Annotated in this window: 17 protein-coding genes; 16 read left to right on the top strand and 1 reads right to left on the bottom strand. The window is 46.1% G+C overall.

Annotation, left to right across the window (positions count from 1 at the left end; all coding sequences use genetic code 11):
- The first annotated feature begins 92 nt into the window (after window positions 1–92).
- From BM358_RS07275 to spoIVA, 11 genes are all read left to right on the top strand, one after another.
- The gene (locus BM358_RS07275; RefSeq protein WP_023989188.1) at window positions 93–752 is read left to right on the top strand and encodes a flagellar brake protein; all 660 of its coding nucleotides are present in this window, start codon (window positions 93–95) and stop codon (window positions 750–752) included.
- 128 nt (window positions 753–880) lie between these two features.
- On the top strand, window positions 881–1,588 hold the full coding sequence (cmk, locus tag BM358_RS07270; protein WP_023989187.1) for a (d)CMP kinase: 708 nt from the start codon (window positions 881–883) through the stop codon (window positions 1,586–1,588).
- Window positions 1,585–2,178, top strand: a complete 594-nt coding sequence (locus BM358_RS07265; RefSeq protein ID WP_013310746.1) for a lysophospholipid acyltransferase family protein — start codon at window positions 1,585–1,587, stop codon at window positions 2,176–2,178. Before cmk ends, BM358_RS07265 begins: the two co-directional genes overlap by 4 nt.
- A 120-nt stretch (window positions 2,179–2,298) precedes the next feature.
- Window positions 2,299–3,525, top strand: coding sequence for a 30S ribosomal protein S1 (rpsA, locus tag BM358_RS07260; protein ID WP_013371699.1), 1,227 nt, complete (start codon window positions 2,299–2,301; stop codon window positions 3,523–3,525).
- Window positions 3,526–3,672: 147 nt separating this feature from the next.
- Complete coding sequence (der, locus tag BM358_RS07255; RefSeq protein WP_013310744.1) at window positions 3,673–4,995, top strand: ribosome biogenesis GTPase Der; 1,323 nt, start codon at window positions 3,673–3,675, stop codon at window positions 4,993–4,995.
- Window positions 4,996–5,006: 11 nt separating this feature from the next.
- The gene (gene plsY, locus BM358_RS07250) at window positions 5,007–5,615 is read left to right on the top strand and encodes a glycerol-3-phosphate 1-O-acyltransferase PlsY (RefSeq protein ID WP_025723065.1); all 609 of its coding nucleotides are present in this window, start codon (window positions 5,007–5,009) and stop codon (window positions 5,613–5,615) included.
- A complete protein-coding gene (locus tag BM358_RS07245; protein ID WP_028540629.1) occupies window positions 5,608–6,648 on the top strand; it encodes an NAD(P)H-dependent glycerol-3-phosphate dehydrogenase in 1,041 nt (346 codons plus the stop codon). Before plsY ends, BM358_RS07245 begins: the two co-directional genes overlap by 8 nt.
- Window positions 6,649–6,813: 165 nt before the next feature.
- Window positions 6,814–7,089 (top strand): stage VI sporulation protein F, encoded by a 276-nt coding sequence (locus tag BM358_RS07240; protein ID WP_013310741.1) that lies wholly within the window; start codon window positions 6,814–6,816, stop codon window positions 7,087–7,089.
- Between the two features lie 178 nt (window positions 7,090–7,267).
- The gene (locus BM358_RS07235) at window positions 7,268–7,915 is read left to right on the top strand and encodes a hypothetical protein (RefSeq protein ID WP_028540630.1); all 648 of its coding nucleotides are present in this window, start codon (window positions 7,268–7,270) and stop codon (window positions 7,913–7,915) included.
- A 39-nt stretch (window positions 7,916–7,954) separates the two neighbouring features.
- Window positions 7,955–8,305 (top strand): 2Fe-2S iron-sulfur cluster-binding protein, encoded by a 351-nt coding sequence (locus BM358_RS07230; RefSeq protein ID WP_028540631.1) that lies wholly within the window; start codon window positions 7,955–7,957, stop codon window positions 8,303–8,305.
- Between the two features lie 420 nt (window positions 8,306–8,725).
- On the top strand, window positions 8,726–10,204 hold the full coding sequence (gene spoIVA, locus BM358_RS07225) for a stage IV sporulation protein A (RefSeq protein ID WP_023989182.1): 1,479 nt from the start codon (window positions 8,726–8,728) through the stop codon (window positions 10,202–10,204).
- Window positions 10,205–10,535: 331 nt separating this feature from the next.
- Here the strand turns inward: spoIVA and BM358_RS07220 are convergent, their stop codons facing one another.
- Complete coding sequence (locus tag BM358_RS07220) at window positions 10,536–11,447, bottom strand: MmyB family transcriptional regulator (RefSeq protein WP_023989180.1); 912 nt, start codon at window positions 11,445–11,447, stop codon at window positions 10,536–10,538.
- 131 nt (window positions 11,448–11,578) lie between these two features.
- Here BM358_RS07220 and BM358_RS07215 point away from each other — a divergent pair, with 131 nt between their 5' ends.
- The 5 genes from BM358_RS07215 to BM358_RS07195 all read left to right on the top strand — a co-directional run bounded on the left by BM358_RS07215 (window position 11,579) and on the right by BM358_RS07195 (window position 17,047).
- Complete coding sequence (locus tag BM358_RS07215) at window positions 11,579–12,511, top strand: zinc-binding dehydrogenase (RefSeq protein ID WP_028540632.1); 933 nt, start codon at window positions 11,579–11,581, stop codon at window positions 12,509–12,511.
- Between the two features lie 333 nt (window positions 12,512–12,844).
- Window positions 12,845–13,960 carry a sugar ABC transporter substrate-binding protein gene (locus BM358_RS07210; protein WP_013310735.1) on the top strand — a complete coding sequence of 372 codons (1,116 nt, stop codon included), beginning with the start codon at window positions 12,845–12,847 and terminating at the stop codon, window positions 13,958–13,960.
- 66 nt (window positions 13,961–14,026) lie between these two features.
- Window positions 14,027–15,544: a sugar ABC transporter ATP-binding protein gene (locus BM358_RS07205; RefSeq protein WP_028540633.1), complete on the top strand. Its 1,518-nt coding sequence runs from the start codon at window positions 14,027–14,029 to the stop codon at window positions 15,542–15,544.
- Window positions 15,541–16,527 (top strand): ABC transporter permease, encoded by a 987-nt coding sequence (locus tag BM358_RS07200; RefSeq protein WP_013310733.1) that lies wholly within the window; start codon window positions 15,541–15,543, stop codon window positions 16,525–16,527. The genes BM358_RS07205 and BM358_RS07200 overlap by 4 nt, the downstream gene beginning before the upstream one ends.
- A gap of 247 nt (window positions 16,528–16,774) precedes the next feature.
- A complete protein-coding gene (locus tag BM358_RS07195; protein WP_013310732.1) occupies window positions 16,775–17,047 on the top strand; it encodes an HU family DNA-binding protein in 273 nt (90 codons plus the stop codon).
- Window positions 17,048–17,056: the final 9 nt, after the last annotated feature.

Raw genomic sequence — 17,056 nt, 5'->3', positions numbered from 1 at the left:
AGCTCGAACAAATATAATGCTTAATATAGGCATAAAGTCGTGGTATTATATACCTTAATTAGAGCTTTTAATGGACAAGGATGGTGGATCATTTGTTTCCCAAAATTAATGATGTGTTATACATACAAGTGGCTGGTACTGACCATAAGGACGAGATTTTTGAATTTAAGTCTCGTATTGCGGAAGAGGAGTCACAGAACTTTCTAATTGAAATTCCTATGTCACAAACAAGTGGACACTTGAAAAAATTGTTTCTAGGGGAAGAGCTGTCTATATTTTTTATGAGCGAGGGAGGCATTAAAAATTATTTCAATACCCACGTTACGGGTTTTAAAGAGGATATCCTCCGGATGGTTCGCATCCACAAACCTGCTCCAGACAGCATCAGCAAAATTCAGCGCCGAAACTTTCTTCGGGTTAAGGCCAACTTGGAAATTGCGGTAAAGCATGGTGAGAACGAGTCCAGATTTGTAGCAGAGACGCATGATGTGGGAGGCGGAGGCGTTTCTTTTCAGACCCAGGGAGCTCATCATCTTGAAGAAGGAGAATCATTATCTTGCTGGATTTTGGTCCCTTATAAAAACGGAACTCAAGAGCATGTTCCGTTCCAATCTGAAATTGTACGTATTCAGCAGATGGAAAACGGCCGCAGACTCATTATGCTGAAATATGAGAAAATTGCTGATCAGGAGCGCCAAAAACTGATTAAATATTGTTTTGAACGGCAGCTGGAATTCCGGGAAAAATCTTAATCATCCGAAATTTTTCTTTTTTAGTAACCTGTCGCTTATTTTGCATCGCCTATAAATGTGTGGTATAATTTTCACGTCGCAGGCAATGCCTGCTTTTTTCTTGAGGTTAGGTTAGGAGGAATTCCCTGTTGGCAAGGCAACATGTATCTTCAAGTAACAAAATAAATGTAGCCATTGATGGACCTGCTGGTGCAGGGAAAAGTACAGTGGCCCGCCTGGTGGCGAAAGCACTTTCTTATGTATATGTAGATACCGGCGCCATGTACCGAGCAGCAACGTGGTACATGATGTGTAAGGAAATTCCTGCAGAAAATGTACAAAAAGTGCTTCAGCATGTACCTGAGCTGGTGATTGAATTAGTACCGGACCCCACAGGCCAAAAGGTTTATTGTAACGGGGAAGATGTAACCACTGTGATCCGTTCGATGGAAGTGACTAGCAACGTGTCACAGTATTCAAGTATTGCTGGTTTACGTACACGTTTGACTGAAAACCAGCGTGAAATGGCTGCACGCAAGGGTGTCGTTATGGATGGTCGCGATATTGGAACAACTGTACTTCCCGATGCGGAAGTCAAGGTGTTCATGACCGCAAGTGTTCAGGAACGTGCCTCTCGCCGTTTTAAAGAACTGAGCGAAACTGATGATATCACTCTGGAGCAGCTAGAACGTGACATTGCGGCACGTGACAAGCTTGACGAGGAGAGGGAGGTATCCCCGCTTCGTTGCAGTGAGGACGCCATCGTGCTCGATACGACCCATATGGGCATTCAGGATGTCGTTGATACGATCGTATCTTATTGCTTAACGGAGAAGGATGGAGAGATCAGCCAATGATATATACTGTATGCGCCAGTATTTTGCGTCTCATTTACCGCGTTCTGTTTAGACTTGAGGCGGTAGGCAGGGAAAATGTTCCTGCCGAGGGCGGAGTACTGTTGTGTTCTAATCATATTAGTAATCTTGACCCTCCTACAGTCGGTATTTTGTTGAAGCGAAAGGTTCACTTTATGGCAAAAGCCGAGCTGTTTAATGTTCCTGTACTAGGTCCGCTAATTGGGAAACTGGGAGCTTTTCCAGTCAAACGCGGTGGTGTAAGTAAGGAATCCATTAAGCTGGCATTGAACATTTTGCGTGACGGTAAGGTTATGGGGATCTTTCCCGAAGGCTCCAGAGGAGCTGGGGGAATCGGTAAAAAGGGTGCTGCAAGCTTTGCGCTACGCAGTGGAGCGGCTGCCGTTCCGGTCGCCATCATTGGTGATTACAAGCTTTTCCGTAAAACGAAAGTGTTATACGGTAAACCTGTCAATTTGGACGCTTACCAAAAGGGTGCCGATATCGAAGGAGATCCGCTTGAACTGGCAACAGAAGCAATTATGTCTCGTATTCGCACGATGAAGGAAACGGGTAAGCCTACGAATAACTGAAAGGCTTGCATGAATTGTGTCTAAGCTCGGAAAACTAGAACAAAAGTTTATTTATGTTTTGAACTCTGCCATGCGCAGGTTTAAATAAATGGTTTTTTTTGAATTGAGGAGGGTATTGACATGTCGGAAGAAATTAAAAATCAAGAAGCTGCTGAAGCGGCAAATCAAGACGAGCTCGATCAAATCGTCTCCCTGAAAAAAGGTGACACCGTTAAGGGTACAATCGTGAAATTGGAAGATAACCAAGCGGTAGTAAGCATTGGATATAAATACGATGGAGTTATTCCAATTCGCGAGTTGTCTTCTGGTCTGGACAACGCAGAAGAAGCAGTACAAGTAGGCCAAGAGGTTGAAGCTAGAATTATCAGCATCGACGATGGCAAAGAAAAACTTGTTCTGTCCAAACGTGCAATCGACAGTGAAAATGCTTGGGAAAAGTTGGAGCAACTGTTCGAAAGCAAAGAAGTATTTGAAGTCGTTGTAAATGATGTCGTTAAAGGTGGCATCGTGGTAGACGTAGGTCTGCGCGGATTCATCCCTGCATCCATGGTAGAACGTCATTTCGTTGAAGATTTCAGTGATTACAAAGGCCGCACATTGCGTGTTGTTGTAAAAGAACTGGATCGTGAAAATAACAAAGTGATCCTTTCTCAAAAAGACGTTCTGGAAGCAGAATTCGAAGCCAACAAGCTTAAAGTAATGGCTGAGCTGAAAGAAGGTCAAGAAATCGTAGGTACGGTTCAACGTCTTACACAGTTCGGTGCTTTCGTAGATGTTGGCGGCGTGGACGGTCTGGTTCACGTATCTGAAATTGCTTGGACTCATGTCGATAAGCCTTCTGATGCAGTTTCTGAAGGAGATCAAGTGAAAGTGAAAGTCTTGAAAGTAGATCCTGAAAAAGGAAAAATCAGCCTGAGCATGAAAGCTGCACAGCCTGGTCCTTGGGAATCGGCTGCTGGACAATTCAACAACAATGACATCGTAACAGGTGTTGTAAAACGTCTGGTTAACTTCGGCGCATTCGTTGAAATCGCTCCTGGCGTGGAAGGTTTGGTTCATATTTCCCAAATTTCCCACAAACACATTGGAACTCCACAAGAAGTTCTGGAAGAAGGACAAGAAGTGAAAGTTAAAATTCTTGAAATGAATCCTTCCGAAAAACGTGTTAGCCTGAGCATTAAAGAAACTGAGGAAGCTCCTGAAGCTGCTCCTAAAGCAGAAAGAGCACCACGTGCATCTCGTGCACCTCGTGAGGAACTGAATAATCCTAACGTTTCCCTCAATAATTCCGGTCTGAGCATTACGCTCGGCGAGCGTTTTGGCGATAAGCTGAACAAATTTAAATGAGTTTAAATCAATACATTTTATAATAAGCATAACGTACACCATCGGCGGACCCAGAGGGTTCGCCGATTGTTGTTACGTGACCATATCGCCAATAGGTATGTTTTTTGCTATGATGATAGCGGAAGAATTGACAGGAGGAGTGAATTTATGGCAAGACCCGTTGTGGCTATCGTTGGTCGTCCGAATGTGGGTAAGTCCACTATTTTTAATCGGATTATCGGGGATCGTTTGTCCATCGTGGAAGATAAACCCGGAATCACTCGTGACCGTATATACGGTATATCGGAGTGGAATGGTAAATCCTTCAGTATTATTGACACCGGCGGCATTGAGATTGATGGTGAGGATGTCATTTTAAAATCCATCCGTATGCAGGCGGAACTTGCAATAGAAGAAGCAGATGTAATTGTATTCATGAGTGATGCGAAAGCAGGAATTACACAGTCAGATGAAGAGGTAGCTCAAATGCTATATCGTTCGGGTAAACCGATCATCGTAGCTGTCAACAAGGTGGACAACCTCAGTCGCGCCGATCTGATTTATGAGTTTTATTCTTATGGATTTGGTGATCCAATCGCTGTTTCTGGTAGTCATGGCACAGGGATAGGCGACTTGTTAGATGCCATTACGTCCAATTTGCCTGAGCTGGAAGAAGATCACTATGATGAAGACGTTATTCGTGTTGCCTTGATCGGCCGCCCAAATGTAGGTAAATCTTCACTGGTTAACGCCATTTTGGGAGAAGAACGGGTTATCGTTAGTGACATTGCAGGCACGACGCGTGATGCAATTGATACACCTTTTGAAAAAGACGGTCAAAAGTATGTGCTGATTGATACGGCAGGTATGCGTAAACGTGGTAAAGTTTATGAAACGACCGAAAAATATAGTGTAATGCGTGCCATGCGTGCCATTGAGCGTGCAGATGTTGTACTGGTCGTTATTAACGGCGAGGAAGGCATTATTGAGCAGGATAAGCACATTGCTGGCTATGCTTATGAAGCGGGTAAAGCATCGCTGTTTGTCGTTAACAAATGGGATGTCGTGGACAAGGACGATAAAACGATGCACCAGTTTGAAACGAAAATTCGCGATCACTTTCTGTTTATGACATATGCTCCGATTGTGTTCTTGTCTGCAAAAACGAAGCAACGCCTGCAAAAGCTGCTTCCTGTTGTACAGCATGTGGCGCAGCAGCATGTGTTGCGTATTCAGACACATTTGCTGAATGATGTAATTTCCGATGCGGTTGCCATCAATCCTCCACCAACAGACAAGGGACGTCGTCTGCGCATTAACTATGTGACCCAGGTTGCTGTTAAGCCGCCTACGATGGTTGTATTCGTAAACGATCCAGAAATAATGCACTTCTCATATGAGCGTTATCTGGAGAACAAAATTCGCGCCGCCTTCAATTTTGAAGGAACTCCAATTCGTATCTTTACACGGCGCAAGTCTGACGAAAGTTAGGAGCGAATAGGTTGATTTTACAAATCGTTGCCATCGTACTCAGTTACTTGCTTGGCTCTGTCAGCTTTAGTTTGCTGTATGGAAAATTAAAAGGAATCGACATTCGCCAGCATGGAAGCGGCAATGCCGGTGCGACGAATACGCTGCGTGTGCTTGGAAAAGGCCCAGCTATTCTGGTGCTGCTGCTGGACGTACTTAAAGGGGTTATTGCAGTGCTAATAGGGCACTGGTTAGGTGGACAATCATCCTGGGTACCGGGTTTGTGCGGCATTGCGGCGATTGCGGGCCATAACTGGCCGGTATATTTTCACTTCCGTGGAGGAAAAGGTATTGCGACTGCTATTGGTGTATTGGCATCGCTTGCCTTACTGCCCGCACTATATGCCGGAATCATTGCGATACTTGCAATCGTAATGACGCGTTACGTATCCTTGGGATCGCTCATTTTTGTCATTTTGACCCCCTGGATATTACTCGTGCTTGGTTATGCATGGCCGTTATTCTGGACGGCTCTAATCATTTGTCTGTTCGCTGTGTGGAGACACCGTACCAACATAGTCAAGCTGGTACGGGGGAATGAGAATAAGCTTGGCTCCAAAGGAGGAGATCGTCTTGTCTGAGAAAATAGCTGTGCTGGTCGCGGGGAGTTGGGGAACAGCCCTGGCTTCCGTTCTTGCGGCCAATAACAACGATGTCTCTGTCTGGACGAGAAACGAGCAGCAAGCAGCTGAAATCAATGAGAAGCATACGAATGAGCATTATTTACCAGGCTCCATTTTGTCTGATCGCATTTCAGCTACAACTGACATGCAGACTGCGGTATCTGGTGCTAGAGCAGTGATTATCGTATCTCCTTCGGCTGCTGCTCGTCAGGTAGCACGTAGTCTGAAAGCTCATTTTAGCAAGGATATGCTGGTAGTGCATGCCATTAAAGGTTTTGAAACTGAAACGCTTAAACGTATGTCCACGGTGATCTCGGAAGAACTGGAAGTCGCGGAGGGCGATATTGCCGTGCTGTCTGGTCCGAGTCATGCGGAAGAAGTGGTGAAGAAGTGTCCTACAACGGTCGTTGTAGCTTCCTCCAATGAGAAGGCTGCACAGGCCGCACAGGGGCTGTTCATGAACTCCTATTTCCGCGTCTATACAAACCGTGATTTGCTCGGCGTGGAACTGTCCGGGGCGCTAAAAAACATTATCGCATTGGGTGCGGGAATGTCAGACGGACTTGGTTTCGGTGATAATGCCAAAGCGGCTTTATTGACTCGTGGATTGGCTGAAATTACCCGTGCCGGAGTTGAGATGGGTGCTAATCCATTAACCTTTGCCGGCCTGGCTGGTATTGGCGATCTAGTGGTCACTGCAACGAGTCGTCACAGTCGCAACTGGCGTGCAGGGTCCCTATTGGGACAGGGCCAGCAGCTTGATGCTGTGCTAGAATCGATGGGCATGGTCGTAGAAGGTATTCGAACGACAAAAGCTGCATACGCCATCTCTCAAAAATTAGGTGTTCAGATGCCTATTACAGAGGTGCTGTATGGAGTACTGTTTGAAGGACGTGACGTCCGTAAGGCCGTTGAGGCGCTGATGGGTCGCGATCCTAAGACCGAGATGGAAGTCATGCCACTTCAAACTTGGGAGCAATGGCATTCTTAAGGGTCGGATGAGCTTTAATAATATAAAGGCTGTCTCATGGTAGATTTTTTCTATAATGAGATAGCCTTTTTTAGTTAGGCGTTTGGCATGTCTTATGTACGCTTAATCACCTTTTGTCTCCGCCACTCATAGACTGAGTTGAGCAATGGCGGAGGAGGGGAGATTGTGAATAAAAACTTTCCGAAAGATGCATTGAAGGCCATTAACAAAAAAGGTGGCAAAAACATATCCGAAAATGCAGTGAAAAAGCTGGCAGGCACGGTAAAGGCGGACACGCTTCAAAGCGAAGCGCAACTGCGTCAGCTTATCAAGCAGGTGTCTGCGATGGCCAACATTCCGGTGTCGGAAGATACAGTAAGGGATATCGTTGGTGCCGTCAAAAAGAGCGGAATGAATCCTTCCAATATGGAAGCGTTGATGAAAATGATGATGAAAAAATAGACCGCTGGCCGCACGCCGGTTAGTATTATTCACCGTGAACCGGGAAGGTTCGCGGTTTTTTTTATATTTTGGAGCAGCTAACCTCTTTTTCAGTACACAAAATATCGAACTGCCCTGTCGAACATGTTATAATGATGCCCATCAGGAAACGGAAGGAAAGACAGCAAAGGAGGAAACGATGTTGAAGGAGGCAATATCATCAGTGTTAGTAGACAGGCTTCCTCACAATCTGGCAGTTGCGCTGAGTAGCTTGGCTGAGAGCTGGTCAAAAGTGTCGGTTCCGTGGATGCTGGGGGGGAGCTGTTCACTACTTGTGCAAGAAGTTGAACTGGATCGCCTGCCTCGGGACATTGATATTTATGCGGATATTCATGCTGCAAAGCAGCTCCATGCGCACCCCCTGGGTATGAGTATAGATCGACAGCAGGTTGACCGTAGCGGCTCTTACGTTTCATTGCTGAGCCACTATGACTTGGAGGGTTTTCCAGTCGAGTTGGTGGGGGGATTTGAGGTATTATGTGGCGGAGCGTTATACCGCTTAGAGATCGAGCGACTACTTTGGTCGGCTGGGGTTCAGCTTGAGCTGGGGAGTGCTTCACTGCGTCTGATGCCGCTCAGTCATGAACTTTTATTCAATATATTGCGAAATCGACCCGACCGATATAAAGCGATTGCAGATGTTATGAAGCGCGACCCGCGACGTCATATCATTGTACTGAAGCAGCTACTAGTCAGTAATATTTGGAATGAGGAGCAATTGGACAAGCTTGCAGAACTTCTGCCTTGGCCCGAGTTGCACTCCGTCATCCTGATGGGCAATGAATAAGCTGTGTGTGTTAGGAGAAAGACGACTGGAGGACCGTTCATGAATGTGCAGATTATGTTCAAGCCGTCAGGCAGGCGCGTACAGGTCGGTCAGGGTACGTCATTGCTTCAGGCTGCCCGTAAAGCGGGTGTATATATTCCCACTCGTTGTGACGGAAAAGCAGCCTGTCTGATGTGTAAGGTACAGATATCACCGGAATGGGCTGAATTCGCAGGCCAACCCAGCGATGCAGAGCAGCGTAAGCTGGGACCTTTACTGGATGAAGGAATACGCTTATCCTGCCAGGCGCGTGTCCAAGGCGATATGCAGGTAACCGTACCGGAGGATAGGCTTAAGGCGGCTATCAGGCGGCAACTGGAGCGTCAGGCGATGGATGATGAACTGTGGTAATGCCGATTATATCAGGAGAATAAAAAAGGATGGTTTCCGACGACTCTAAACGGTCAGGAGAAACATCCTTTTTTTATTTAGTCTAGCGACGAAGTCATGGGAGAGTCTTGCCCCGCATATATTAGGTGAGTGGACCCAAACGTAAAATATCGTTTCTGCAATGATCGCTGTGTCGTAATCTATTTTTTAAAAAACTAAACATATTTTACGGAGGGGATACATATGATGGTATCAGTCCAAATGCATGTACGAGTTTACGCCGTTTCGCCGATTCCATCAGTCTCCTGAATCTCGGCGGCGGACGACTTCCGGGCATTTTAAAGGCTGTTCTGCCGCATCTGGGATCAAGCAGTTGGTTGAACACGAAGCGGATGCTCTTTAAGCATTTTTCCTTCGGAGACTTTTGAGGAGGGGATTTCAATGGAGAAAGTGGACATTTTTAAAGACATTGCCGAACGCACCGGAGGAGACATTTATCTTGGGGTCGTCGGCGCAGTCCGAACAGGAAAATCAACGTTTATCAAGCGGTTTATGGAGACGATTGTTCTGCCGAACATTACAAGTGAGGCGGACCGTGCCCGCGCCGTAGACGAGTTGCCGCAAAGTGCGGCAGGCAAGACGATCATGACGACGGAGCCTAAATTTGTACCGAATAATGCCGTCCAGATCAAAGTAACGGAAGGACTGGACGTGAATGTACGTCTGGTTGACTGTGTAGGATATGCAGTAGAAGGAGCAAAAGGGTACGAGGATGAAAATGGTCCGAGGATGATCTCCACACCATGGTTCGAAGAACCCATTCCTTTTCAGGAAGCGGCGGAAATTGGTACACGCAAGGTTATTCAGGAGCATTCGACGCTCGGTGTGGTAGTCACTACAGACGGCACGATTGCGGAAATCCCGCGCAGCTCTTATGTAGAGTCGGAGGAACGCGTCATTGAGGAGTTGAAGGAAGTTGGCAAGCCATTTGTTTTGGTTATCAACTCCACGCATCCGCGCAGTGATGAAACACTCCAGCTTCGCAGTGAGCTGGCTGCCAAGTACGATATACCAGTTATGACACTCAGCGCGGCGACTATGACGGAAGATGATGTTACAGGCGTACTTCGTGAAGTATTGTATGAATTTCCGGTGCATGAGGTGAATGTAAACCTGCCGAGCTGGGTCATGGTACTGAACGAAGAGCACTGGCTGCGTAGCAATTATGAAAATTCCGTTCGCGATACGGTTAAAGATATTCGACGTCTGCGTGATGTAGATCGAGTGGTTGGCCAGTTTATGGAATATGAATTCATCGACAGGGCCGGATTGAGCGGGATGAATATGGGGCAGGGCGTAGCTGAAATTGATCTGTATGCTCCCGATGAGCTATATGACCAGATTTTGGTCGAAGTCGTCGGGGTAGAGATTCGCGGCAAGGATCATTTGCTGCAAATGATGCAGGATTTTGCCCATGCCAAACGGGAGTACGACCGCTTCGCCGAGGCGCTGGAAATGGTCAAGACAACGGGATATGGCATTGCAGCGCCGTCGTTGTCCGAAATGGCACTAGACGATCCGCAGTTGATTCGTCAGGGCACAAGGTTTGGTGTGCGGCTCAAGGCAACAGCACCTTCTATACACATGATCCGTGTGGATGTGGAATCGGAATTTGCTCCGATTATCGGAACAGAGAAGCAAAGTGAGGAGCTTATGCGCTATCTGATGCAGGATTTTGAGAATGACCCAATCAAAATTTGGGAGTCAGACATTTTCGGACGTTCGCTGCATTCCATTGTACGGGAAGGCATTCAGGGTAAAATCGCTATGATGCCGGACAATGCACGCTATAAGCTGCAGGAAACGCTGGGTCGTATCATTAATGAAGGCTCCGGCGGTCTCATTGCTATTATTCTTTAAGGCTAAGCCACACCCAAAAAAATGTATAAGAGAAATACCGTGGAGAGCAATTGGCTCTCTATGGTTCGCAAAAACAAAATATTAGACTGACCTCTAAAACCAGACAGGGGTAGCCATGGACGAGAAAATAAAGTCCTAGACTACCTCTGTTTTTATTGAGCTTTTCGTTTCTCCTAGCGGGATTTAGGTTCAAATGAAACAATCCGATTAATGAGTTTCACAACGTGATTACCCTGGTAGTCATTTTCATATTTGGTCTCTTTCAACGTAGCACCGAGGCTTATTTAATTTGCAATGAACGATTCTTATAATCGATATAGCAATTGACTGGCTATTTATTAAAAGCGTTGTTCTGGCATTCGGCAGGACACCCCAAATATTCAAATACTCTGCGTCCAGGTTCGTCAATCGGTAAGTACACTTCAATTCCAGGATACATGTGGCTGCTTACAGAAAGATGAATTTGCTTGTAGCGAATGGGGGCTAAATCGGCCATGGCTCCCATTCTGGCCAAAATGATTTTAGAGTGCTCAACTTCATTTGATGAGTCCTTTGGCTGCATACTCCAATATTTATTAAGATCGTCGTATTTTCGAAATCTGTCAATTAACTTTTTATACCAATGGTCGTATCGGGAAAACATGTTATACCTTTTGAAAGCTTGTATCCCGTAAATAGCATGAGACTCCCACTCTTCGAACGACTCAGCATCGAAGGTAGAACGGGGACGAATGGAAAAATCGGAGTTAAAATGAAAATCAACTTTATTCAGTTTTCCATTCATAAAAGAATCGGAGGGGATATCAAATAAATGGCGAAACGGCTCATTTAACCCCTTGATATCTAAGGTATGAGTAACGATCATTGCCGGAAATGGCAAATTACTCATGATCTGCTGCGCTTGCTCCAGAGCCAGCTCCAGAGACCGTCCCTCCAATTCGTAATGGATCGGAAGATAATCAGCGGCGAGGAGAAGATCATTGCGCTCATCTGAAGTGCACTCCAGATACTCAGCAATATGGATCATCGTTTGCCGATCCGGTATTCGACGAGACCGTCCAACCAATAGATTTTTATACGTAGGACATGCCTCATCATTAAGCTCCTGCTGAGTAAATCGTTTCAATAACGGGTGAGATAGCTCAGTATATTCCCGTTGACGTTTCATGCGAACAGCTTCAATCTCTCCCAATACGATTTTTAATGTTTTATATTGGAAGTCCTCGTCCTTGTGCATGGTCATCCTTTTTCAATCCTTTTCATAATGAGGTGTAGTTCTACACTTGGTGCAGATGATTCCCTACAGTATACTACATTGTGAAAAAGGTGAGCTATTTACAAGAGGTTCTCAATGATAATCATGGAGGAGATCGTATGGTTCGTGCAATTGTAACAGATCCGTTTGCTTCAGGATTTTTCGCGATAAAGGAAGTTGCCGCCCCACAGGCCCAGCCTTGGGAAGCGATCGTTCAAGTACAGGCCTTCTCTCTTAATCGGGGTGAAGTTGTAGATGCAAGGAATAATGGAAGACAGATCAGACCAGGCTGGGATTTTGCTGGGATCGTCATCGAGCAGGCCAAAGATGGCACGGGTCCGAAACAAGGAAGCCGTGTGGTAGGCCTTCTCCCAATGGGAGCATGGGCCGAACAAGTTGCTGCCCCTACTTCATTACTGGCTGAATTTCCCGATGATATTACCTTCGCCCAGGCTGCTACTTTACCGGTAGCCGGTCTGTCAGCGCTCTATACGCTTAGAAAAGGAGGAATGCTGCTCGGTAAGCGAATATTGATAACTGGCTCGACTGGCGGAGTGGGGATTTTTGCACACCAGCTAGCAGCGCAATCAGGAGCTTTTACAGTAGGTGTAGCCAGAACCAAGGGAAAAGCTCTACTTGTTCAAGAGGCTGGTGCTAATGAGGTTATCGTTGGAGATACGGCGATTTCATCGGTTGATACATTTGGACCTTATCATCTAATTTTGGATTCAGTAGGTGGTGATACGCTAGCTGCATTACTACCTCAGCTTGTGCCAGAAGGGATTTGTGTATCCATGGGACATTCGTCCTCACCTTACGCAACGATTAATATCAGGGGCTTAGGTGGTAGGACCTTGTACAGCTTCTTTCTAGGAGAGGAGATAAATCGCTATTCGCCAGCGGAAGATCTGAAATTACTAGGTGAGCTTGTTTCAAAAGGCCAGTTAGTACCAAGGATCGAAGTGGAGGCATCGTGGAAGGAAATTGGAACTATTGCCCAACAACTGATAGATCGGAAGTTTTCTGGTAAAGCAGTGCTCCAAATAAGTTAGATGGGAGCGTCCTCATATTGAAAATGACAAGGAGATTGTATCTCCAGGCTAGTCTCCGCTCATGATGTTCACATTTTAAGCATAAGCAAAAATCGACCCTGTGGCGTACCCTGTCAAGTAGAGAACTAAAAAGACACCTCTATGCAGCAACCGTTCCCCGTTATTCAATCGGGGGCGGTTGTTTAATTTTTTTGCGGAATTGTCGTATTTTGTCATATGTAGTCGGAATTTTTTCTATATTTCATAAAACCTATTTACATACTTGGTTTAAAGCGATATATTAAGTATCAAATTTGAATTATTTTGTGGATTGAACGAGGGGGAAATGAAATCATGAATATCCAAAAAGAGCTCCAAAGAAACAAAAAGCTAGGGCTGGGGGCTATCATGCTACTGGTGCTGGTTTTGCTGGTCACTGCATGTGGCGTGCCGAAGACAGAGAGCGGCACTCAAGGGACAAGCACTGCAGGATCGAATACAACAAACGGAAAAACGGACAATTTAAATCTAAAGGGTAAACGGGTTGCGTTGATCATGGAGTTTAACACGGGCACATTTTCGCAACAGTATGTTCAAGGTGTGGAAGAGGAAGTTAAGAAATTTGGCGGTACGCTGACTAAGTTTGTGGCAGATAACGATAAGGCTAAAATGGCTTCTCTGCTTGATAGTGCGATTAACCAGCAATTTGATGTCATTTTGACTGATCACGGTGATGCATTGCTGGAGACAGGGCTGAAAAAGGCAATTTCCCGCAATATTCCGGTTATCGTGTTTGATGCTGCCGTCAATGTTCCGGGTGCGGTAGTGCTCTCACAGGATGACCAAAGCATGGCTGAGCTGACGCTGGAGCAAATGAAAAAGGATATCGGTGGCAAAGGCAACATTGTGAAAGTATGGGTTGCCGGATTTGCACCGATGGAACGTCGTCAGGTTGCTTATGGTGCATTTTTGAAATCCAATCCAGATATTAAAGAAATTGCGACTTTTGGTTCGGCTCAGAATCCTGCGTTGGATACGCAAGCCAAAATGGAAGCTGTATTAAAGCAATATCCTAAGGGCGAAATTACAGCCGTCTGGGCGGCGTGGGATGAGTTTGCCAAAGGTGCAGCCCGTGCCATCCAACAAGCGGGACGTACGGAAATTAAAGTCTACGGCATTGACATGAGCGACGAGGACTTGCAAATGATCCAGGACCCGAAAAATCCTTGGGTGGCCTCGGCAGCCGTAGATCCAACAGATATCGGGCGCGTACAAGTGCGCTATGCATATCAGAAGTTGCATGGGGATAATCCGGAGGAGAAAGTTGTACTGAAGGCTGTATATGTGCAACGCGAAGCGCTGCCAGATAAGCAAATTTCCACATCCGAGCTGTCCCAATATGTGAAGGGATGGGGCCAAAGCGAGCAGGGCTATAAGGATTGGATGAAGGAATATGAAACGTCCAAATAAAATGTTTGCATAACGCAAAGGCGCGCTTCGGCGCGCTTTTATCATAAGCAGGCGTGAGGGGGCACCATGAGTTCACAAGTATATACATTGGAAATGAAAAAAATCAGCAAACAGTTTGCTGGTGTAGATGCGCTGCGAGCCGTGGATTTTACGGTGCAGGGTGGCGAAATTCACGCTCTGCTGGGCGCCAACGGGGCAGGGAAAAGCACATTGATGAAGATTTTGTCCGGTGCGTATCGTTCCGATCAGGGAGCTATCGTAGTTGGTGGGAAGGAACTGAACATTAGTTCACCGTGGGAGGCCAAAAGAGCGGGAATTCACTGTGTGTATCAGGAGGTCGATTCAGCACTTGTACCTCAGTTAACTGTCGCTGAAAATATTGTAATGGACGATTTGTCTGCACCTGATGGTCGATGGTGGGCCGCACCGGGTTCTATGCGCAGACGAGCGCGTGAGGCATTAGCACGTCTGGAGGTAGATATTGACGTACGACGATATGTGTCTGAATTGACGTTGGCAGAAAAACAGCTTGTGCTTATCGCACGCATTCTGACACAGCAAGCAAATACTATCATTTTTGATGAGCCTACGGCGCCGCTCAGCGAGGAAGAAACGCGACGTTTGTTCCGCACAATCCATACACTCAAGGATGAGGGAGCTGCATGTATCCTCATCACACACCGATTGCCGGAGGTTATCGAACACAGTGACCATGTTACGGTGATGCGTGATGGTGAGCGTGTGTTCACGGGGCCTGCCTCTGATTTAAGTGTAGGCGACATCGTTACGCATATGCTTGGAAAAACATTTGAAGAGGAGTTCCCAAAAACAGAGGTACCGATTGGTGAAACGGTATTGGAAGCAAAAGGGCTTCACAAAGGATTACGAGTGCACGGCGTTGATTTACAAGTCCGATGTGGTGAAATTCTCTCTATTGTGGGTTTGGTTGGTGCAGGCAAGACAGAGCTGTCACGACTTCTTACAGGAGCAGACAAGCCGGATAAGGGAGAGCTGACCTTTAAAGGTCGCTCCATTCGATTGAGAGAGCCAGCGGACGCGGTAGCTCAAGGAATTGTGTCGATACCTGAGGAGCGGCGTAAGCAGGGGGTGCTAATTGAGGAGAGTGTGGAAAGAAACCTCAGCCTTCCGCTTTTGGGCAAACTGAGTGTCCTTGGTTTCATCAGTCGGCATAAAGAACGAAATAACGGTAATGGGATTGTCGCCTCTCTCGGTATTAAGACGCCATCGCTCCGCCAGAATGTTAAATATTTAAGTGGTGGGAATCAGCAAAAAGTTGCGATTGGAAAATGGTTACATTCTGGAGCGGATGTATTTGTTTTTGACGAGCCAACCAAAGGTGTAGATATAGGGGCAAAAAGTGATATTTTCCGTATCATTGGCGAGTTGGCGGAGCAAGGAAAAGCGATCATTTATCTAACCTGTGAATTTGCTGAAGGGATTGGTATTGGTGATCGGATTGCAGTGATGTATGATGGCAAAATTATAAAGGAATTTGCGCGGGGCGAAGTGGAACAGGAACAGCTTCTGTTGTATGCCAGCGGCGGTGAAGAGGTGCATTCATGAAGGAAAAATGGTTAAACGTCTCATTTCGTTACGGTGCCGTAGTTGTCATTATAGGTGTGTTAGCGTTTTTTTCATCTACATTACCTTATTTCTGGACGTATGATAATTTAATGGACATTCTTGGCTCAATTGCCATTGTGACTTTCGTTGCCATTGGTGTGACGTTGTCACTTATTGTGGACGGTTTTGACCTATCGGTGGGAGCTACAGTATCTTTGACAACGGTCGTTTCAGCTTCTTTGATGGTCTGGTATGAGCAGCCTGTTGCGGTGGTCATTATTGTGTCTCTGGTTGTCGGTGCTTTGGTAGGACTGTTGAATTCATTACTGATTATTAAACTGCGTATTCCTGATTTGCTCGCAACCCTTGCAATCATGTATATTGTAAGCGGGATTCACAAAACGTACGCCCAGGGCTATACCATATACAATCATATGCAGTTTCCCGATGGCAGCAAGGCGCCGGGGGAGATATCTCCTGCATTTCTTTTGCTGGGGCAAGGTAAATGGTTGGGTATCCCGATTTCAGTTATTTTACTGTTGCTGGCTGTGGCAGCGGTGCATGTTTTCTTGACCTATACAAAGCATGGGCGTCAAATGTATGTAACGGGTGGAAATGAGGAAGCTGCTCGTCTGTCGGGCATACGGGTAAAAAAAGTCCGTACTCTAGCCTATGTTGCTTCAGGCGTATTTGCGGCGATTGCCGGTATTTTGTATGCCTCGCGAGTAGGCTCAGGCCAAATTGACGCGGGGTCCCCCTTGCTCATGGAGGCGGTAGCTGCAGTATTCGTCGGTTTTTCGGTCTTTGGTGCTGGTAAACCCAATGTCATTGGTACATTTATTGGTGCAGTGTTGATCGGTGTGTTGGTTAATGGACTAACGATGATGAATGTGCAATATTTTGCCCATGATATTGTCAAAGGAGTAGTGCTGGTACTTGCGCTGGCCGTTACTTTTTACGTGTTAAACCGTCGTCGTACTTGAAATTGTCTGTGGACTGTATTACTATAAACCTTGTTCCACGCAAGAAGGGTGCCATAAAACGCCAGTTTCGGCCTATATTGCGGAGGTTAGGTATATTCTATGTATATTTAACGACGAAACGGAAACAGATGATAACATTATGGAAGGCAGTACGCCGCCCGGGTTATTTTATACAGGCGACCTCATATCGGTCATTAACACCGATAACCTTAATGCTGGACTACACTTGAATTGGGAGGTGAATATTATGAATAAAACGGATTTGATCAATCAGGTTTCTGAAAGCACTGAATTGTCCAAAAAGGACGTAACCAAAGCAATCGATGCAGTATTTGAGGCGATCTCTGGAGCGCTGCAAAGCGGAGATAAGGTGCAACTGGTAGGTTTCGGGAACTTTGAGGTTCGTGAACGTTCCGCACGTAAAGGACGTAACCCGCAAACAGGAGAAGAAATCGAAATCCCTGCGAGCAAAATTCCGGCATTTAAACCGGGTAAAGCGCTCAAAGACGGAATTAAATAAGATTTCTTA

Origin of the sequence: Paenibacillus sp. cl130, assembly GCF_900116035.1 — a bacterium.
GTDB lineage: Bacteria > Bacillota > Bacilli > Paenibacillales > Paenibacillaceae > Paenibacillus > Paenibacillus polymyxa_B.
This window is presented reverse-complemented; position numbering and strand designations above follow the sequence as displayed.

Excerpts from the sequence above, each read along its gene's own strand:
- BM358_RS07265 (WP_013310746.1), top strand. The coding sequence starts at position 1,585 with ATGATATATACTGTATGCGCCAGTATTTTGCGTCTCATTTACCGCGTT.
- rpsA (WP_013371699.1), top strand. The coding sequence starts at position 2,299 with ATGTCGGAAGAAATTAAAAATCAAGAAGCTGCTGAAGCGGCAAATCAA.
- der (WP_013310744.1), top strand. The coding sequence starts at position 3,673 with ATGGCAAGACCCGTTGTGGCTATCGTTGGTCGTCCGAATGTGGGTAAG.
- BM358_RS07235 (WP_028540630.1), top strand. The coding sequence starts at position 7,268 with ATGTTGAAGGAGGCAATATCATCAGTGTTAGTAGACAGGCTTCCTCAC.
- BM358_RS07230 (WP_028540631.1), top strand. The coding sequence starts at position 7,955 with ATGAATGTGCAGATTATGTTCAAGCCGTCAGGCAGGCGCGTACAGGTC.
- spoIVA (WP_023989182.1), top strand. The coding sequence starts at position 8,726 with ATGGAGAAAGTGGACATTTTTAAAGACATTGCCGAACGCACCGGAGGA.
- BM358_RS07220 (WP_023989180.1), bottom strand. The coding sequence starts at position 11,447 with ATGACCATGCACAAGGACGAGGACTTCCAATATAAAACATTAAAAATC.
- BM358_RS07215 (WP_028540632.1), top strand. The coding sequence starts at position 11,579 with ATGGTTCGTGCAATTGTAACAGATCCGTTTGCTTCAGGATTTTTCGCG.
- BM358_RS07210 (WP_013310735.1), top strand. The coding sequence starts at position 12,845 with ATGAATATCCAAAAAGAGCTCCAAAGAAACAAAAAGCTAGGGCTGGGG.
- BM358_RS07205 (WP_028540633.1), top strand. The coding sequence starts at position 14,027 with ATGAGTTCACAAGTATATACATTGGAAATGAAAAAAATCAGCAAACAG.
- BM358_RS07200 (WP_013310733.1), top strand. The coding sequence starts at position 15,541 with ATGAAGGAAAAATGGTTAAACGTCTCATTTCGTTACGGTGCCGTAGTT.
- BM358_RS07195 (WP_013310732.1), top strand. The coding sequence starts at position 16,775 with ATGAATAAAACGGATTTGATCAATCAGGTTTCTGAAAGCACTGAATTG.